Below are 18,042 nucleotides of genomic sequence, written 5' to 3' on the forward strand. Positions count from 1 at the left end.
GCTAATTTGCGTGATGGAGGCAGGACGCCGACATAGCCTCAGTTGAGCCAGGGATGGCGAATCTGAGGCGATAGCAAATTCGCTCAACGCATTCGGACACTTCCAACGGAGTCTATTGAGCCCGAAGATTCATTTGTTTAGCAAAAAAACATAGAGTGTTTTGAAAACTAGGAATGTTCAATTTGAATTGAGGTAAGCAAGAAAATTACGTGAGTCCAGACAGGGCCTTTCTCGCACATCCATGTGCTTCAAGGCATTTAGTGCATCCTGCACTTAAGATTTCAGCTAGCTTTCGAGGGGAAGGGACGCCCCATCGAAAGCGTTAGTGATTTTGTAGCTTGCCGAAGTAGGCACAAATGAAGTTTAAAGCTGGATGATTCTCCATTGAAATAATCGTTTTTCAGATTATTTCGTGGGAGCGGCAAGGGTGATGCAAGAGGGGGATTGCTGCTGTTTCCCCTCTTGCTCTGGTGTGGGCGAAGCGCCACGACTTTGAGCTACTCCAAACATAGCTAGACAATGGAAATAAGGTAACTAACGCTATGATAATTAACAATTTAAAAAATAATCATTATTTTGCAGCCACCTTTATCAAGAAAGCCCGTTTAATTTTAAGCTGTAAAAATAAATTAGTGTTTATATCAATCAGATAAAAAATGTAGGATGATATTAATCAATAACTTAAGCCGTCGGCTTTATCAGGCGAGCCGTTCAATAAGCTGTTAAGGGCTTTAAGCTCCGCACCAAATCTCACCGTATTATTGCGGCTGCTGAACCCGATAAATTGATGAGAATTATGGATAACGACAGAAATAAAGCTTGGAGACAGGCAAAGGAAGAATGTAAAAAACTCAAAGAAGATGGACATATTGAGAAGCAATTTACTCCAGAGAAAAACTGGAAGCTCATGTACATTCGCTCGAAAAAATTAAAACGAGCTAAACAATTAGGGATTGATTACCCTCCAATTACATTGAGACAAAAATTAGATGATGAAATGCCAATTGAGGACAGTAATGTGAAAAAAATCCTCTTCATATGTAGTCGTAATCAATGGCGTAGTCCTACTGGAGAGCAAGTTTGGAAGAACCACCCCGAACTAAACGTTAGATCAGCTGGTACGAGCCCTAAAGCTAAAAGAACAGTAAACGTCAAAGATATTCAATGGGCAGACGTGATTTTTGTTATGGAAGAAAAGCATAAAAACAGGCTTAAAGCTGAATTTACGAGGCTACTAAATTATAAAGATATTCAAGTATTAGATATTCCTGATGATTATCAATATATGGGTAGTGAGTTGGTAGAGATTATGCAACAAACAGTGGGCAGCTACCTAAGTATTAGCCCGTTAATTGGGCATTAGCTGCAAAAGTATAAATCTAAAGGATTAGTTATGAATTCATTGTCAGAAATTCGTTTTTGGGCATTCTTACTTATTCTGCCCTTTGTCATTATTGGTGCAGTTTATAACATTGGATATTTGGTTGGTTACAACATCATGTCACAAGGGGTCGGTTTGCCATTAAATTATGGCTCAATGGGTCTTATTGCTGCTGGTATGTGTTCAATTCGACCTTTTATTAAAACCGTTGGCGAACTCAAAATTAAAATTGCTAGCAAAAATTCAGTAAACTAGAAACCAGCTAACAGGATATTAAGCGAGGACTAAAAGAGTTAATTTACTTGCTTACTGTGATGAACCTAATTAACAGACGATATGTGGCAAGGATAGCTATGAATTGGATTCGAATTATAAAATATTGCTTTATTCTTGTTATAGCTCAAACAGGATTAAGTACACTGCTATCAGTACTTTGGGGAGTAGATTATTATTCATCTAAATCTTTAAATGAACTACTTATTTATCAAAAACTACCATCTGCGCTCTTAAGTATTTTCATTTTAACCATCTATGCTAAACAACAGGTTAACCGAACAATCCTTCACTTAGTGTTATCTTTTTCAACTTGTTCATTACTAAGTTTAACGATGACTTTATTACTACTAGGAGAGTTATTTATTTCTCCTATGTGGATGATTAATTTCCCTATTGATGTAATCACTGTTTTAGCTGCATTTTATTTAGGTAAGTCTTTTCGAGGCATCAATAAAGAAGCCGTACTGTAAAAAATTGTTTGATAAAACAACTCCAATTCAGCGTCTAAGTCGGCGTTAAATGCCTAAGGGAGCTATGCATAGAATTCAACTTTTAGTACTTATTTCAGTATGTTTATTTTGTTATTCCCCCAAGGCTATTGAGCTATGTATTAACGAAATAGAATTGGATATTGATAAGCCTCTTTTAGATAAATCTCTTGCTAAAGCAGGCGTATACGCTGACGAAATTTACGGTAAAAGTTGTATCATAGTTGCAAAGTGCGGGCGTTGGCGTTCGGTAAATAACAAGTCGCTTAAAAGATAAAAGCTGTTAGCTTTTAAGGCTCTATTTCCTACTGTAACCTTCCTAAAATACCCCCTACTTATCTGCCAACAATTGCTTAAACAAGCTTTTCCATGCTTGTTGTAGTTCTTGCCATTGCTGAGTTTTCCATTGATTGATATAGCTTGTATTAGAACCTGTACTAAAATCTGAATTTGGCTCAACACTTGAGTCATCAGTATCAGTAGTGACTTGATTACTATCAAATGAACTTGATACCCCAGATTGCGACGATAATTGGGACAAAAATTGCGACAAGAACAGGTCAATAGCATCTGTTATCGAATCAGCAGAAATAGGCTCTGCAATTGGGGTAATCCCAGATTGATGACCACCGTTCATCGAATGAAGCGTTGAGTGTTGGTTAATTTGATCCCCTAAGCCGTCCACTTGGCTTGAAATAATCGGTTTATTCATTGCTAATGATTCGATAAATATCAGCCCAAAGGGTTCCCACCTTGAGGGGATAATCACCGCATCGCAGGCTTGTAAAAAGCTGGGTACATCATCAACTTTACCGACAAATTCAACATTAGTTACCTTTGCTGCTAGCGCCTTTAGCTGGGCCTCTTGCTCTCCTTCTCCCGCTAATATCAATCGACAAGGCTGCTTTACCAACTGCATGGCGTTAATTAGTAGATCAAAGCCTTTTTGACGATGAAAGCGGCCGTAAGCGGCGATGACAGGAATAGTATTATCACTTTTTTGCAGCGGCATATTATTGCTAGTCTTGAATGCGGTTAAATCTCGTCCTTGTCCTAATAACGCGACTTTGTCAGGATTGGCTAGCTTATTATCCAACATCCATTTTTGTTGTGATGGTGCAATGGCAATGATGCTATCCATCAACCAATAATTGAGTTTTAACATCCAATAAAAGCGAGTTGGCGACTTTATTTGCTGAACCACAAACTGCTCGCTGTAATGATGTTCTTGCAGGACAAATTTAGCCTTAGGATGGCGTAATTTAAAACGTGCAATATTAACTAAATTACGCCAATTTGATGCGCCATGAAGGCAGATAATGTCGGCTGTGGTGTTTAATATCACCGCCTTGGAGAAGTCCACGTATTGAATGTCGAACCTAAAGTCGTTTTGCAGCTCAGAGCCACACAAACTCTGCAGCGCAAAATTAACGCCGCCCATGTTTGGGTCGTCAACACAATGCAATACTTGTGGCAGCGACTGACACTGGCTTTGAGACAAGGATTTAGGCTTCACTTAGCTCCTTGGTATACAAATTCGTATCACTGAATAATGGAAACTAAAGATTCAGTTGTGAGAGTTAAAAATTGTTTCACTAAGATAAACATAACCTTATCTTCATCAACTGGCAAAGTTTGCATGGGTAAACAGCCAATAAAAAAGCTAGCAATCATGCTAGCCTTTATTCAGTATTCATTTACACAGTTATGGCGCTGCTATTTCTTGAATTCGTCTTCAAGACCCATAGTATTCATCCATTGATCAAAATGGATTAAATTAGCAGGTAACACCACACGGTTTTCGGCATCGCTTAATCCTTCAAGCTGTTTAAAGTACTGCTCACCTAATTGTAAGCGTAGTGCACTTTGACCGCCTGGTTTTGATATCACAACCGCTAATTGTTCGATGGATTCAGCAGTCGCTTTTGCCAGCGTTAAAATCTCTTCCGCTTTACCTTCAGCTTCATTGATAATACGCTGCATTTCACCTTCTGAGCGGTTAATGGTTTCAGCCATAACACCTTCAGAGCGGTTAATTTTACTTTGCTTATCACCTTCACTTTGAGCCAGTAATGCACGGCGCTCACGTTCAGCGTTTACCTGCATTTCCATGGCATTTTTAACCGTTTCAGGTGGGGTAATATTCTTGATTTCATAACGATGAACTCGAATTCCCCAAATCGCACCCGCTTCATCAAGTACTTCAACAACCTTGGCAGAAATAATATCACGCTCTTCAAAGGTGCGGTCTAAATCAAGCGTACCAATCACTGAACGTGTGGTAGTTTGGGCTAATTGAATCGCCGCGTAACGATAGTCAGTAATCCCATAACTTGCTTTGACAGGGTCGACCACTGAGATATAAATCACCCCATCCACTTCAACATTCACTTCATCACTTGAGAAACATTCCTGCGGCGGTACATCAATGGTTTCTTCTTTTAAGTCATGAATATAGGCCACTTTATCAATGAATGGCACTAAGGCATGAAAACCAGCGTCTAAGGTGTTGTGGTACTTACCTAAGCGCTCAACAATGTAAGCTGACTTAGTCGGTACTAAACGTATAGATTGGAATAATTTCAGCACAAATACTAAAAAGATTGCGCCCCAAATAATCATCACGATGAAATCAGTATCAATTCCGTTTAACATTATCGTGCTCCTTTTGTGGCTGAAGATGGTTTAGCGACTGCATGGGTGACTTGCTCCATCCCTTCAAAAAAACCTTCAAGCTTGGCCATTTCAGCAGGCACAATCGACACTTGAGATTCAGAAAGGATATTACCCACTTGGCTAATAAACTGTTCTTTAAGCATCATGTTCATCGCATCATTACCACCTTCATTAGCCAGCGCGGTACAAACCATATCCATACCTTCTGATTTTGCTTTGGCAATAATGGTGATTTGTTGCCCTGAACCTACCGCTTCATTAATCCGCTTTTGCTTTTGGCCTTCTGACAAGTTAATTGCTTCTTGGCGCTCACCTTGTGAGATGTTAATCATTGCGTCTTTTTCAGCGTTAGCTAAGGTAATTTCAGCACGCTTACGACGCTCTGCTTCCATTTGTTTTTCAAGGGTATGAATAACATGGATTGAAGGGGTGATGTTTTTGATCTCATAACGCAGTACTTTAATCCCCCAAGGATCAGAAGCGATATCAATTTCGCGAACAATGGATTCATTCAAGCTGTCACGCTCTGAAAAGGTTTGCGATAAGGTTAACTTACCGATTTCAGAACGCATGGTGGTTTGCGCAAGATTAACTGCAGCGCGGCGGTAGTTTTCGATACCATAGCTGGCTAACTTGCCATCCATGACTTTTAAGTACACTAAACCATCCACTTCCAACTGGGTGTTATCTTTTGAGATACAGCTTTGTGGTGGCACATCTAATACTTCTTCGCGGGTATCATGGCGATAAGCAACGCGATCAACGAATGGCACAAGAAAATGAAACCCAGGTTTTAATACGGTTCTAAATTTGCCTAATCGCTCAATCACATTGACCTCGCGCATCGGGACAATCAACATCAGTTTATATAAAATAAACCCGATAATTAAAAAAGCTATGGTTAGTTCAAACATACTTCCCCTTCCTTTTGAAAATAATCTTGCACATCATTAGCCAGCTAACTGTCAGTAATGATGTCGATAATTTTGATTTGATACGTTCATTGAACACGCAAACTCAATCACGTTTTATTGGATAACCTTTTTTTGTGTTAATCGCATTAGTAGCGTGAATAGCGCTAAAAACGCTTATAACGGACGAAAGGCCTAACTTGGTGCTTCGGTTTCTACATAAGGCTCAACAATAAGGGCAATGTTCTCACGGCAAATAATCCGTACTTTGCTCCCAGATTTTATCTCAGTGCCATCGCCTAACGCAGGCCATTCAGTACCAGAGAATGTGACTCGGCCTTCTTGCTCACCTGGGCCAATATCCGCTTTTACCGTGACAACTTGATTATATAAATCCATTTCTTCATCGGTATTATCAACATGCGCATCGCCACCAATCATTCTTTGGGTGATATGACGAAAACTCAGTAACAACACAATTGAAGTGATAAACCATAAGGTGAAGCTTTGCGTCGCTCCATCAACAATGCCTGCAAATAATGCTGCAGCAACAATAACGCAGGCAGCGCCCAGTAGGATAACGACACCGCCGGGAATGATAATTTCCGCGATCATTAAGACAAGACCAACAATTAACCAAATGCTGGTTGTATTTGAAAACTCCATATACCCCCCTGTAAAAACGTTATCATTAAATCCTTTAAGCTATTGAACCCAGGTATGTTTCCTGTTTGTGGAAACCTGTTTATGACCCCGAATTTAGATAGACTTGATAACAATTGGAATGCCATTTAACTAACGACATAATATGTCAACAATACAGTAAAACGATGAAATTGCAATCACATTAGCCTTTAAGAAAGGTTCGTTTACATTAAACTTGTTTCATAATGGCCTAAAATAAAGCAACAAAAAAGGCGCCTAAGCGCCTTTAATTACAATAAGTTAACTGAATAAACTTATTAAAAATTAAGCTAATAATTTACGAGCCGCATCAACCACAATGGTAATTGCACTGACTTCGGTTTTCTTCATCATTGCTTCATCAGGGATCTCTTGCTGAGTACGATTCACAATCACACCTGCAACACACGCAGCTCGCCAGCCTTGCGATGCACACATAGTGAATAAGGTCGCTGATTCCATTTCGTAGTTCAATACGCCCATTGATTGCCACTCTTTCATAGAGCCAACAAAACGGCTAGTCACTCGACCAGATACGGTATCGTAACGTTCTTGTCCTGGGTAGAAAGTATCTGAAGAAGCGGTAATACCCACATGAGGCTCTAAACCGTAGTCACGACACGCTGCAACCATAGCGGTTGTACAATTAAAGTCAGCTGCTGCTGGGAACTCTAGAGGAGCAAAATGTAAACTTGCGCCATCTAAACGAACCGAGGCTTGTGTAACAATCACATCGCCAACATTAACTTGTGGTTGAATAGCACCGGTTGTACCAACACGTAAGAAAGTGGTTACGCCTAATTGAGCTAACTCTTCTACTGCGATTGAAGTTGATGGACCACCAATGCCTGTTGAACAAACCACTACCGCTTTACCATCAATATAAGCAAGATAACTGGTATATTCACGGTGACTTGCTAAAAACGTCGCGTTGTCCATTAATTCAGCAATACGCTTAACTCGCTCTGGATCGCCAGGCACAATTGCCATGGTTGCGCCATCAAGCATTTGCTTGGTTAAACCTAAGTGAAATACGTCGGCCATGTTGAAAACCCCTTTCATTATTGAATATAAAATCCTAATTGTGTCGACTTTAACCCACTATTCCCTCAGTTAAGGTTAACTCGATCACATAAAGCTTGATATTTATAAAACGATTGCTGTGACAAATTTACAAACGTAATCATTAATCGCTAATTTAGCGCACCATAAACCACCTAAAAAATAATAGCTAATTTTAGTTCATTCAGGCCAATTTTACCCAATCAAGCAATAGTTGATCTTAGTCACGTTCCTCTTGCCAAACTAGGCGTAGTTTTAAGGTATCACTAGAAAAAAGGAGTTGTTCTATGTTTCCAGAGTACCGCGATTTAATCAGTAAATTAAAAACATCAAATGCACATTTTTCAAAGATTTTTGATGAGCACAATCAGTTAGATGAACAAATTAAGCACCACGAAAAACACTATAGTAGTGACACGACTCCTGAACTTAAAGTTATGAAATCAAAGAAGCTACATTTAAAAGAAGAGATTTATACCATGCTGAAAAAGCAGTAAGCGGTAAACTTCACTGATTCACTGTAAGCATTTACGAATGAATCTTGTAAACGCAGACAACAAAAAAGGACGCATAGGCGTCCTTTAGTTTTAGGCTAGATTAAGTCGCCTTTATGAGTTGAATTACTTCTTACTGATTGCTTCAACAATAGCGTCACTTGAGTCAAAGTTCTCAATGCTGACTACGGTAAATTTATCTAACACAATAACCGTTGCCATATCTTTTTCTGCAGGCCAAGAAGCGGTCACTTCACCTTCACGATCAAGACCCATTGAAAAAGGTAAATCTTTCATTTTTGGGATTGCAACAAAGCGAGCAATGAGTGAAGGCATGCCGCTGATATCAGCAATATAAGCCAAGTTTTCAGGCTTTTTCTCTGCTGGAATTGCCTCTAAGGCTTCTTGGATGAATTCACCACCTTTCATGCCACGGCTAAACAGTACAACCTGAGTTTGCTCATTCACAACCAATGGTTGTTCAAATTGATCTTCTAGAGTGACAGGTTCAATTTTATCATTCACAGCAAACACATTGGCTTGTGCCGTCGTCATAAAAAATAAACTTACTACAAATAATATGGCTTTCATGTTGTTATTCCTGATGTAGGGGTTTAAAGCTTTTATTGAAAAATCTTTAAATAGAGGGTGCAATGCACTATACCGCAATGACATTTACTCCCTATTAACTAGCATAAAAAACTTGAAGCACCTCACGTATTTACATTCATTAGATTAATGAAATAGTTTAAATGCAGATTTTAAGTATCCAATTAACTAAAAACGTTAAATATCTGCCCGAGACAACACTTTATTACAACACTATAATCAGTCATTATCTGTTTGTTCATCCAACAAAAAAGACCATCATTATGAATGAGACCCCAGCTGGCTTAGACCAAGAAATAGCACAACTGCAAAATGTTTATGAGATGCTGACAGAGTTTATTGTTCAGTACAGCTTCCAAATAATTGGTGCCGTGATCATATTGCTCATTGGTATTTGGATAGCGAACAAAATGTCCGATGTGGTGACCAATCAATTTGAAAAACATAATATTGATGTCACTTTAGGTAACTTTGTCTCTAACCTTGTCAGAATTACCATCATCGTCATGGTGTCGATTATTTGCTTAGGCAAACTCGGGATCAGTGTGACCCCAATGGTCGCAGCTATTGGTGCCGCTTCATTAGGGGCAGGTTTAGCTTTACAAGGCATGCTGGCGAACTACGCAGCAGGCGTGACGATTATTGTGACTCGTCCCTTTGTTATTGGTAACACCATCGAGATCCAAGGCGCTTCAGGCGTCGTACAAAAAATTCAACTAGGACTCACGATCCTTACCAATGAAGAAGGTGAGTTAATTCATATTCCTAATAAACACATTGTGGGCGAAATCTTACATAACTCTCAAGAATACAAGTTGGTCGAAACCAAGTTCAATATTGATTATGAAACCGATCCGCAGCTTGTTACTAGGCTGATTACAGACGCATTGTCATCTCAAGAAAAAGTGAACTCTTCTCGTCCGCCACAGGTCGGCATTAATGACTTTAATAGCATAGGCATGGAAATTGGTGTGCGCTATTGGGTACCGACTAAAAGTTATTATGAAGATAAGTATCAAAGTAATTTAGCTATTTTTAGCGCATTAAGAACCGCTAGTATTACCATTCCTTGCCCGGTGAGAGAGATACATCTACAGCATTAATTCACTTTCAGTTGTTAAACCACACGACTCACTCAGCGAATGATACTGATAACTCGCTGAGTGATTAATCAATTTATAGGTTACTTAATAGCCTAGAGATTACCACTTTAACAGCTTATATATTAGCACCTTAGTCGCTCTAAGCCCTTTCAAAAAAGCCAAATCACTCCCTCTATCGCCTCTTGTTTTGTCGTAATAACTTGATAAAATGTCGCTAAAACTTGACATTGAAATAATTAAAGCACATATTTAAGTCAAGCTTACTTTACATAAAGACAAGTTAAGTTTAATTTTACTTCTAAATGGATAACGGGGTGACCTATGAATGATTCAATGGATAATGATTGGAAGAAGTGCAACAGTGTCAATACGATACGATTAGCTAAATGGACTGCTGCATGGGTGATAACGCTCGCGATAACAACTTTTGGGCCTTTCTTTCTGTGGCCTGAGAATGACATCATCACGGTGGCTGCAATTGGAGGGAATTTCTTGGTGGGTATCGGCATGATCTGGGCCAATAAACAACACCTCGCTTCTCTTGATGAGCTACAACAGAAAATTCAGTTAAACGCCATGGCGCTAAGCCTTGGAGTCGGGTTGATTGTTGGTATTAGTTACTCAACCTTATCCACAACAGGGATAATCAACGCTCATGCAGAAATTTCTCATCTTATCATCGTCATGAGTTTAACCTACTCGGTCGGCATTTTATTGGGTAATAGGAAGTACCGATGAATAACAGATTAAAAGTACTACGGGCAGAGCACAATTTAACTCAAGCGCAACTGGCTGACTTATTAAATGTTTCTCGGCAAACGGTTAATGCGATCGAAAAAGGTAAATTCGATCCAAGTTTGCCTCTAGCCTTTAAAGCAGCAAGATTGTTTAAGCTCACTATTGAAGATATTTTCCAAGATGAAGAGGCCGTACCTTGAATAATAAAACCCGCTAATGGTGCGTTTATTTCGCTTATAAACTCAATGTCATAAATACACTATTAGCGTCTGCTTTATAATCTGAAAAGGGACCGCACTCAGTAAAACCATGGCGAGCATATAGCGTTCTTGCAGGGATAAAGAAGTCCATTGAGCCGGTTTCTAAGTTAACTGTTTTAGCGCCACTAGCTTTAGCCTCATTGAGCATAAAGGTCAATAAAGTAGCTGCAACGCCACGGCGGCGAAATGCACTCGATACTCGCATCGATTTTATTTCAACATCTTCTACTGAATATCGATTAATCGCACCACAACCCGCTAGTTGGTTGTTTTCCCAAATAGTCCAAAAGTCGATATGAGGTTGGCGCAGCTTAGATAAATCTAATGCATGTACACTGTCGGCAGGTGAAGTCGCATACATATCTTGTAAATGCTCACTCAATAACTTAGCTACGTCATCGCCTGTGAGGTCGTCGAGTCTAATATCCATATTTGCCATGCCTTTCATTTCTCCCCTTACTAATGCCTTTAATAATGCCCTTACTTATTGCCCTTGCTAAAACTCTTACTATACCGCTCCAGCTGCAATGACTCTGAATCAGCGTACTTCAAAGTACAAAAACAATTTACCTTTATATCGCAGCTTATCAAGGACTAACTCTTTGATTGACGATGTGTTGACTCTTTTGATTAAGCTGCCATATTTACTAACAGTATAATTTAAGGGATTAATCATATGCGCAACCGTCAGTGTTACCCAGCTATTCTAGTGACCAGTATTTTGTTCAGCCTTATTGGTTGTGCCTCAGGACCTGCAACATTGCAACAAGGCCCTGATGCTGAAACCACTAAAGATGGCTTAGTTAAAGTCGATAATTCTAAGCTCGCGCTTTCATATGTAAGACCCAATGTTAATTGGCAGCAGTACAGTAAACTTTATTTTGAACCGACAAAAGTCACCAATGATCATCCAGCAGATTATCGCTCGCCGAGAATTGATAGGCAAAGTGATGGGTTAAATGCCACCTACGACTTACCTCAAGAATCATTGGATAAAATGGCGCTGCAATTTTCGCAAACCGTTGCGGATGTCTTTAATAGCGAGCAACCTTTTGAGTTAGTGACAGATAAAGGGCCAAACACCTTAGTCATTGAAACCGCAGTCACTGATATTAGGTTAAGTGCGCCAGTTGAAAGCTCTCGTAGAAGTTTCAACTCTATGGGTAAAACCTACACTCAAAACTCTGGCTCTATGGTGTTGCTAGCGGTACTTAAAGATGCACAAACCGGAGAGGTATTAGCTAAAGCAGCAGATCGCGCTATTGGGTTTGATCAATGGCGACAAAATACCCAAGTATTTAACTGGGGTGATGTGAAAACAGTGTATCGTCGTTGGATGAACGACTTTAAAAATGCATTAATGACCGCTGCTGCAGAGCCAAAAGATTAATCCCGTTGCAATGCACTTTGGTAGCAGTTCAGCCAAAGTGCATGCCTTAAATACGATTTTATAAGCCTCGTTGCCACTCTTGTCTTAGTGGAACCATGCCTTGAATAGCCTGATTGACTCGAGTTAATAACTGAGACTTGTCTTTGCCTAACACACCTTTTAATACCAAATAATTAGATGCATGATCTGAGCGGAAAATTGTTTTATCTAACTCTAGGTTTGACAGTAAGGTCTGCATTTCAGTGAGCAGACCTAATTGATCAGGCAACTCAAATTTACCATCAAATACACTGTCCATTCTTTCTGTGCCTAATGGCAGCGTCACCACTAATGTAGATAAGTATTCTGGCTGGGCAGCGTTCATTAATTTGGCTGAAGCTTTAGCATGTTGCAGAGATAATTGCGTGCCCCCAAGCCCCATCAATATCATTACCGATGACTTCATGCCTGCTTGTTTGATCTTTTGTAATGCCACTAAAGATGAATCGTAATCTTCGCCTTTTTCAATGCGACTTAGCACTTCGTTATCGCCGCTTTCACAACCAACATAAAGTAGCGACAACCCCATTTCTCGTAGTTCTGCCAGCTGCTCTACTGATTTATTGGTTAAGTTACGCGGTAGGCAATAACTGCTTATACGCGTCACTGATGGCAGGTGGGTATTGATCAACTGACAAATTTCTTTAAGGCGTTTAAAGGGCAATGTCATTGCATCACCGTCAGCTAAAAATACTCTGCTAATAGGATGACCTGAAGCAGCTGCGGCAAGAATATCTTGCTCAATTTTATCGACTTTATGGGCTCTAAACTTTTTTTGTTCTTGGGTGTACATGTCGCAAAAACTGCACTGATTCCAGCTACAACCATTGGTAACCTGAAGGATTAGCGACTTCCATTCTGATGGAGGTCGAAAGACGGGTTCAATATAATTAATCACACTTTTCCCTTTTTTAAGGCGCTGTTTTAGATATGCGCTGTACAAATAACGAGCGTAACGATTGTTTTTTATTCTATTTTTTGAGCCAAAACGTTTGAATTGCTCGTATTGGTTGTTTATAGTCGTTTTGTTAACTAAATAATTATTCAGGCTAATTGATTATGAATCAAGTCGCATATGCACTCAGTGAACGTAGAGGCGAAGCTCTCGATCAGGAACAACATTGGGAACTCATGACAGCAGATCAAAAAATGTCGCTGTACGATCTCAACCGATTTGGTTACCGATTGCTTTTCGTTAGAATGATGCCAGAAGGCCCTCTGGCAATCATTGCCCAACAAAAAGAGTTGGCGACAATTGATTTTGAAGGCGAGCTCAATCTGCGTCCCGAGATAAAACTACGAGATGAATCTCAATCTTAATCATACTTAAATAAACAGTTAGCCATAAAAAAGAGTGCCTTGGCACTCTTTTTTATGGCTAACTTGCTAGATCAAATTTCTACAAATTAAGCAGCATATCAATGTGCGGGATCCCATCTTCTAAATACATCTCAGAATTAACAGTAAACCCCTGCTGCTGATAAAAATCACTCAAATGTTGCTGAGCGCCAATTTGAATATTTTGCTGTGGCCACAACTCTTTCACGACATCGATTGAACGCTGCATTAACGCATGAGCAATCCCTTTACCACGACCTTGCTCGGCAATGAGCACTCGGCCAATACTCGCTTCAGGGTAACTCACTCCAGCGGGTAATATTCTTGTATAAGCAATAAGTTCACCCTGTGAATTGAGCCCTAAAAGATGTTTAACATCGGCTAACCTATCTTTGTTATCAAGCTCTGGATAAGGGCAGTTTTGCTCAACAACAAACACATCTACCCGCAGCTTTAATACATCGTAAAGCTCATCAAGACTTAGCTGATTAAAGCTTAACAATTTCCACTGTATTGAATCTAATAACGACATTGTTTGACGCTCTGCTCTCTGCTATTTTTAGCAGTCTAGCACGAATAAACTTCTCGATTAATAAACGTAAACCCTAGGGCCTGTTGATCTTTCAAGCTTGTTTGAATATCAAAAATCGACAGAGCCGAGTCAATTTAGGCAAAAAAATACCGAGCATTTGCTCGGTATTTTATCGATATATACAGCTCTATTAGAACATGTACTTCACACCAACTTTAATCTGCCATGCAGACTGGTTGATATCATAAGTGTTATGAGTTGTGGTATCTAAGCCATCTTGACCAAATGGAGTCGAGTAAGTATAAACACCAGTTTCAGCATTATAGCTATGATCCACTAACACTTTGTTGCCATAACTTTGGTATTCCACTTTACCCCAATCGTCGTTAAGTAAGTTCAGTACGTTCTTAACATCGAAGTACAGCATACCTTTATGCTTTTGGGTAAAACCAGGTAGCTCTTGAGTGAAGCGGAAGTCTAATTGATGAACCCAAGGTTGATTGTGGGTACCTTTATCAACTAATCCACCTGCATATTTACCTAATCCTAACTCATCAATGGCCTTTTTGAACTCTTCATAAGTTAAGCCACCAGCATATTCAACATTGGCATCATCTGCTCCTGTTGGAATGTACGGTAGGTAAGCGTTAGAGTTTCCATACATGCTTTGGTCGCCAAGACCGTAGTCCTGATAAGAACCTAGCACCCAGCTCATTGGATTACCTTGGCGCGCTTCATAGAACATATTAAAGCTAGAATTATATCCGGCAAACAACTCAGTATCATAACCTAGGCTCATAGTGAAACGATGTGGGGTTTCATAGTAACCTGGTCCCATCGTGGTGCCGTTACGATCTGCGCCAACAATTGGATACTGATAGTTTGAACCGGCTGTAGATGACGAACCTTGGTTGCCTTCATCCACTTGGTTATAGGCATAACCTAAACGCATGTTAACGCCTGAATCCCAATTTTTAGCTAGAGAAAAACTTAACGTCTTGCTTGAACCGTCTTCTTCTGCATTGGTTAGCATTAAGTCAGAACGCTGAGTATGTCCACCTAAGCCGTTGTTTGCCAATGGGTCCCAAGTTTCATACACCACGCGACCTGTATCATCGGTTTTAACTTTACGGCGTGATAAATCAACCCAAGCTACATCATTCTCTTTTTGGATATATAAGAACTCACCACCAAAGAACCAATCTTGACCTAATGCACCAAAGTCCCAAGTACTGTCAAAACCAACGCTCACACGCCAATCTGAAGGTAACTCAAAGTTTGGATCTAATGCATTAACGTTACCGTCTCCGCCAACTAAGCCACCTTGTGCACCACCTGGTACATTACCAAAGTCAGGTGTTCCCCAAGCATCATTCCAACCATCGTTGTAGCTCAGTAAGCGATTTCCGTCATTTGAGAAGCTATTAGACATCCAAACCGTTGGATAACCACCGCTATAGCGACCAACACCACCACGCAGTGTCACATCATCACTTAATACGTAAGTTAAACCAACACGAGGTAACCAAATATCTAGGCCATCCATAGTGCCGTTATTACCGAAGCCGTAACGTTCAACGAAGTTATCATTTAGCTCTGGCGAGTCTGACATCATGATCCTTTCGTAACGCATACCAAAGGTCATTTCTAAGTCATAGCTAATATCCCAAGTATCTTCTAGGAATAGTGCTAAGGTTTCCATATTGAACTGAGCAGCAACATCATCAGGGTTGCCCGATAACGCATTTTGATAACGGAAGCGATCTACTACACCATTTCTGAAATCTTCAATTGAATCAAAGTCCCAAGAACCCATGGTGTCTTGAGCGAACAAGTTAAATACGTCAACGCTGTTGTATTGGAAACCGAAACCAATTTTATGCTCATCAAGGTAGTAATCACCGACAAAACGCACTTCTAAGTTTTGGTTATCCAACTCATTTGACTGACGCGAACGCTCAGTACCAAAATTGACATAGCCGTTGTCAGTTTTAATACCAACTTGGCCTATACCTAAGTTATCTACAGGGTTTGAGCTACTTACTGTGTCTTTGTATGCAACTTTAAATTCAGTGGTAAAGTCATGACTCCAGTCGCTGTAAACAATTGCCGCATACGACTCAAAATCTTCTTCTTTATCATACCAGTAGCTTGATAAGTTTAAGCTGCTAGCTGTGTCAGATACACGGTTAGTCATATTACCAACCGTTTTTTGATAGGTTAATGATGCACGGTGGTCATCATTGATGTTCCAATCTAACTTAGCTAAGATTTTTTCATCTTTTTCTTGTGGCGTTGAATTGTAACCACCAATATTACTAAGACCATAAACGTCATTAGCAATTTCATTAATTAGCTTTAGTTCATCCATAGTCACGTTAGAGTCATTCGGGAAACCAGCACCAGCTGGGCCCCACTCTGCAGCTTGTGGCGCATCAAAGTTCTCATACGAACCAAAGAAAAATAACTTATCTTTAATCAGAGGAAAGCCAATCGTGCCACCGAAAGTCGTCTCTTCAAAATCTTGCTTAAGCGCTTCACCTGTGACTTGATGTGTACCGTCACCCGCCATGCTGTCATTGGTGGTTTCCCAAAACATGGTGCCTGAAAGTTCGTTGGTACCTGACTTAGTTACTGCATTAACTTGCGCACCTGAAAAGCCACCACTTCGGGCAGTAAATGGTGAGGTGTTTAATGCCACACTTTCAACTGCATCAATCGAAATTGGTGAACGCTGAGTTGGGTAGCCGTTAGAGTTAAGACCAAAATCATCGTTTTGTGATACACCGTCGACAACAAAGGTATTAAAGCGTGGGTTAATACCCGCAACGCTCATTGAAATACCATCGTTACCCACTACTGCCATTGGGTTTTGACGTAATACATCTTTTAAGTCACGGCTAATACCCGGGGCATTAGCAATATCGTTAGCGCTAAACTCACTGTTGCCTCCCGCGCTTTGGAAGTGATTGGCGCTGCCTACAACACCAATACGCTCGATATCAGCTGCAGATTTTAATTCGCGGTTAAAGCGTAACGTTTCGCCTACATTTAAAAATAAACCTTGCTCAACATCATCAGCAAATTCATCAGAACCTACTTTAATGATATAGGGTCCACCAACACGTAAACCACGGGCAGAGAACTGACCGTCAGAGCCAACAGGCACTTCTGTTACTGTACCTGTTGGTTCATGAATAATAGTAATCATTGCATCGGTAACTGCATTACCCATTGGGCCAACAATGTGACCTCGAATATTTGATGCAGTTTGCGATGCTGTAGCTGGTAAAGATACGACACCTAAAGCAAAGCAAGTCGCTAGCGCTAAGCGACTAATTTTATGGTTAAACATTATCTGACCCCTGAAAATTTTTATAATTTAGCTAGGGCCTGTTGTTCTTTGCTGGTTAAGTTTTGTTCGAAATAAAAGCGTTTTAATCGAGGCGGATGAGTTGATGCCTAGTCATCTAAGCAAAATTCATCCAACAAAGAGTAAAACGCTTTTAGTCGAACCCTTTGGGCAGCGTTTATTGGCCATTTTTACTGTGTTATCGACTTTTTATGTAGAATAACTACACCACAAAGTCTCTGCCTTGTATAAATGGCCAACAATTCGCTGCAAAAACAACCTTGAAAGATCAACAGGCCCTAATTGTTCTAGCTTTATTTGAAGCTGTAGAGTGAAAACTTCAGGGCGGATGCTATTGAGCATATATTTCAGTGCCATTGCATATTTGTAGCAAAACGCATCAATAGAAAAGAACATCTATTTACAAAGAGTTCATTAACATAACGAATTTACCATCACTGAGATAACGGCATGTGGCTAAAAGCCTGATGAGGCCTAGGTTAACTAATATTAATCTTGTGAGATGAGTATGATTTCTTAAAAAAATGAGGCAACAAAAAGCAGATTAATGCGGTTAAAAAGTATTTTTACACTTCAAAAAAACAAACAAACACCCCTCAAACAACAAACAAATAAACCTTAAAAAATAAACAAATAAAAAACAACTAACCCACTAACCTTTAACAACATTGATTGATAGGCAAAAAAA

The 18,042-nt window shown here is 39.9% G+C and carries 19 protein-coding genes; 9 read left to right on the forward strand and 10 right to left on the reverse strand.

Annotation, left to right across the window (positions count from 1 at the left end):
• Positions 1 to 796 precede the first annotated feature (796 nt).
• The 3 genes from FNZ24_RS21760 (at position 797) to FNZ24_RS17310 (ending at position 2,127) form a co-directional block, all read left to right on the forward strand.
• Positions 797 to 1,363 carry a low molecular weight protein tyrosine phosphatase family protein gene (locus FNZ24_RS21760; RefSeq protein ID WP_228768535.1) on the forward strand — a complete coding sequence of 189 codons (567 nt, stop codon included), beginning with the start codon at positions 797 to 799 and terminating at the stop codon, positions 1,361 to 1,363.
• A gap of 30 nt (positions 1,364 to 1,393) precedes the next feature.
• Positions 1,394 to 1,636 carry a hypothetical protein gene (locus FNZ24_RS17305; protein ID WP_153916088.1) on the forward strand — a complete coding sequence of 81 codons (243 nt, stop codon included), beginning with the start codon at positions 1,394 to 1,396 and terminating at the stop codon, positions 1,634 to 1,636.
• Between the two features lie 98 nt (positions 1,637 to 1,734).
• Positions 1,735 to 2,127 carry a hypothetical protein gene (locus FNZ24_RS17310; RefSeq protein ID WP_153916089.1) on the forward strand — a complete coding sequence of 131 codons (393 nt, stop codon included), beginning with the start codon at positions 1,735 to 1,737 and terminating at the stop codon, positions 2,125 to 2,127.
• Between the two features lie 349 nt (positions 2,128 to 2,476).
• On the opposite strand, the gene FNZ24_RS17315 is transcribed toward FNZ24_RS17310, so the two are convergent.
• The 5 genes from FNZ24_RS17315 to udp form a co-directional block, all read right to left on the reverse strand.
• The gene (locus FNZ24_RS17315; RefSeq protein ID WP_153916090.1) at positions 2,477 to 3,661 is read right to left on the reverse strand and encodes a glycosyltransferase; all 1,185 of its coding nucleotides are present in this window, start codon (positions 3,659 to 3,661) and stop codon (positions 2,477 to 2,479) included.
• Between the two features lie 200 nt (positions 3,662 to 3,861).
• Positions 3,862 to 4,800, reverse strand: a complete 939-nt coding sequence (locus tag FNZ24_RS17320; protein ID WP_153916091.1) for an SPFH domain-containing protein — start codon at positions 4,798 to 4,800, stop codon at positions 3,862 to 3,864.
• Positions 4,800 to 5,735, reverse strand: a complete 936-nt coding sequence (locus tag FNZ24_RS17325; RefSeq protein ID WP_153916092.1) for an SPFH domain-containing protein — start codon at positions 5,733 to 5,735, stop codon at positions 4,800 to 4,802. The genes FNZ24_RS17320 and FNZ24_RS17325 overlap by 1 nt, the downstream gene beginning before the upstream one ends.
• Before the next feature lie 192 nt (positions 5,736 to 5,927).
• Complete coding sequence (locus tag FNZ24_RS17330; RefSeq protein WP_153916093.1) at positions 5,928 to 6,398, reverse strand: NfeD family protein; 471 nt, start codon at positions 6,396 to 6,398, stop codon at positions 5,928 to 5,930.
• A 303-nt stretch (positions 6,399 to 6,701) separates the two neighbouring features.
• Complete coding sequence (gene udp / locus FNZ24_RS17335) at positions 6,702 to 7,460, reverse strand: uridine phosphorylase (RefSeq protein ID WP_153916094.1); 759 nt, start codon at positions 7,458 to 7,460, stop codon at positions 6,702 to 6,704.
• Positions 7,461 to 7,765: 305 nt separating this feature from the next.
• On the opposite strand from udp, the gene FNZ24_RS17340 reads away from it, so the two are divergent.
• Positions 7,766 to 7,975 (forward strand): YdcH family protein, encoded by a 210-nt coding sequence (locus FNZ24_RS17340; protein ID WP_153916095.1) that lies wholly within the window; start codon positions 7,766 to 7,768, stop codon positions 7,973 to 7,975.
• Between the two features lie 123 nt (positions 7,976 to 8,098).
• Here FNZ24_RS17340 and FNZ24_RS17345 read toward each other — a convergent pair whose 3' ends face one another.
• The gene (locus tag FNZ24_RS17345) at positions 8,099 to 8,563 is read right to left on the reverse strand and encodes a hypothetical protein (RefSeq protein ID WP_153916096.1); all 465 of its coding nucleotides are present in this window, start codon (positions 8,561 to 8,563) and stop codon (positions 8,099 to 8,101) included.
• A gap of 281 nt (positions 8,564 to 8,844) precedes the next feature.
• On the opposite strand from FNZ24_RS17345, the gene FNZ24_RS17350 reads away from it, so the two are divergent.
• The 3 genes from FNZ24_RS17350 (at position 8,845) to FNZ24_RS17360 (ending at position 10,622) form a co-directional block, all read left to right on the forward strand.
• Positions 8,845 to 9,684 carry a mechanosensitive ion channel family protein gene (locus tag FNZ24_RS17350; protein WP_153916097.1) on the forward strand — a complete coding sequence of 280 codons (840 nt, stop codon included), beginning with the start codon at positions 8,845 to 8,847 and terminating at the stop codon, positions 9,682 to 9,684.
• A gap of 321 nt (positions 9,685 to 10,005) precedes the next feature.
• On the forward strand, positions 10,006 to 10,422 hold the full coding sequence (locus FNZ24_RS17355) for a hypothetical protein (RefSeq protein ID WP_153916098.1): 417 nt from the start codon (positions 10,006 to 10,008) through the stop codon (positions 10,420 to 10,422).
• Positions 10,419 to 10,622: a helix-turn-helix transcriptional regulator gene (locus FNZ24_RS17360; protein WP_153916099.1), complete on the forward strand. Its 204-nt coding sequence runs from the start codon at positions 10,419 to 10,421 to the stop codon at positions 10,620 to 10,622. The genes FNZ24_RS17355 and FNZ24_RS17360 overlap by 4 nt, the downstream gene beginning before the upstream one ends.
• Before the next feature lie 34 nt (positions 10,623 to 10,656).
• Here the strand turns inward: FNZ24_RS17360 and FNZ24_RS17365 are convergent, their stop codons facing one another.
• Positions 10,657 to 11,112, reverse strand: coding sequence for a GNAT family N-acetyltransferase (locus tag FNZ24_RS17365; protein ID WP_194945090.1), 456 nt, complete (start codon positions 11,110 to 11,112; stop codon positions 10,657 to 10,659).
• Positions 11,113 to 11,358: 246 nt separating this feature from the next.
• Between FNZ24_RS17365 and FNZ24_RS17370 the strand changes: the two genes are divergently transcribed.
• Positions 11,359 to 12,072, forward strand: coding sequence for a DUF3313 family protein (locus FNZ24_RS17370; protein ID WP_153916101.1), 714 nt, complete (start codon positions 11,359 to 11,361; stop codon positions 12,070 to 12,072).
• Between the two features lie 58 nt (positions 12,073 to 12,130).
• On the opposite strand, the gene FNZ24_RS17375 is transcribed toward FNZ24_RS17370, so the two are convergent.
• Positions 12,131 to 13,009 (reverse strand): radical SAM protein, encoded by an 879-nt coding sequence (locus tag FNZ24_RS17375; protein ID WP_153916102.1) that lies wholly within the window; start codon positions 13,007 to 13,009, stop codon positions 12,131 to 12,133.
• 161 nt (positions 13,010 to 13,170) lie between these two features.
• Between FNZ24_RS17375 and FNZ24_RS17380 the strand changes: the two genes are divergently transcribed.
• Positions 13,171 to 13,431 carry a hypothetical protein gene (locus FNZ24_RS17380; protein ID WP_153916103.1) on the forward strand — a complete coding sequence of 87 codons (261 nt, stop codon included), beginning with the start codon at positions 13,171 to 13,173 and terminating at the stop codon, positions 13,429 to 13,431.
• Between the two features lie 79 nt (positions 13,432 to 13,510).
• On the opposite strand, the gene FNZ24_RS17385 is transcribed toward FNZ24_RS17380, so the two are convergent.
• Positions 13,511 to 13,981, reverse strand: coding sequence for a GNAT family N-acetyltransferase (locus FNZ24_RS17385; RefSeq protein ID WP_153916104.1), 471 nt, complete (start codon positions 13,979 to 13,981; stop codon positions 13,511 to 13,513).
• Positions 13,982 to 14,171: 190 nt separating this feature from the next.
• Positions 14,172 to 17,336: a TonB-dependent receptor gene (locus FNZ24_RS17390; protein WP_153916105.1), complete on the reverse strand. Its 3,165-nt coding sequence runs from the start codon at positions 17,334 to 17,336 to the stop codon at positions 14,172 to 14,174.
• Positions 17,337 to 18,042 lie beyond the last annotated feature (706 nt).

Source organism: Shewanella sp. TC10 (genome assembly GCF_009663145.1).
Classification (GTDB): Bacteria; Pseudomonadota; Gammaproteobacteria; order Enterobacterales; family Shewanellaceae; genus Shewanella.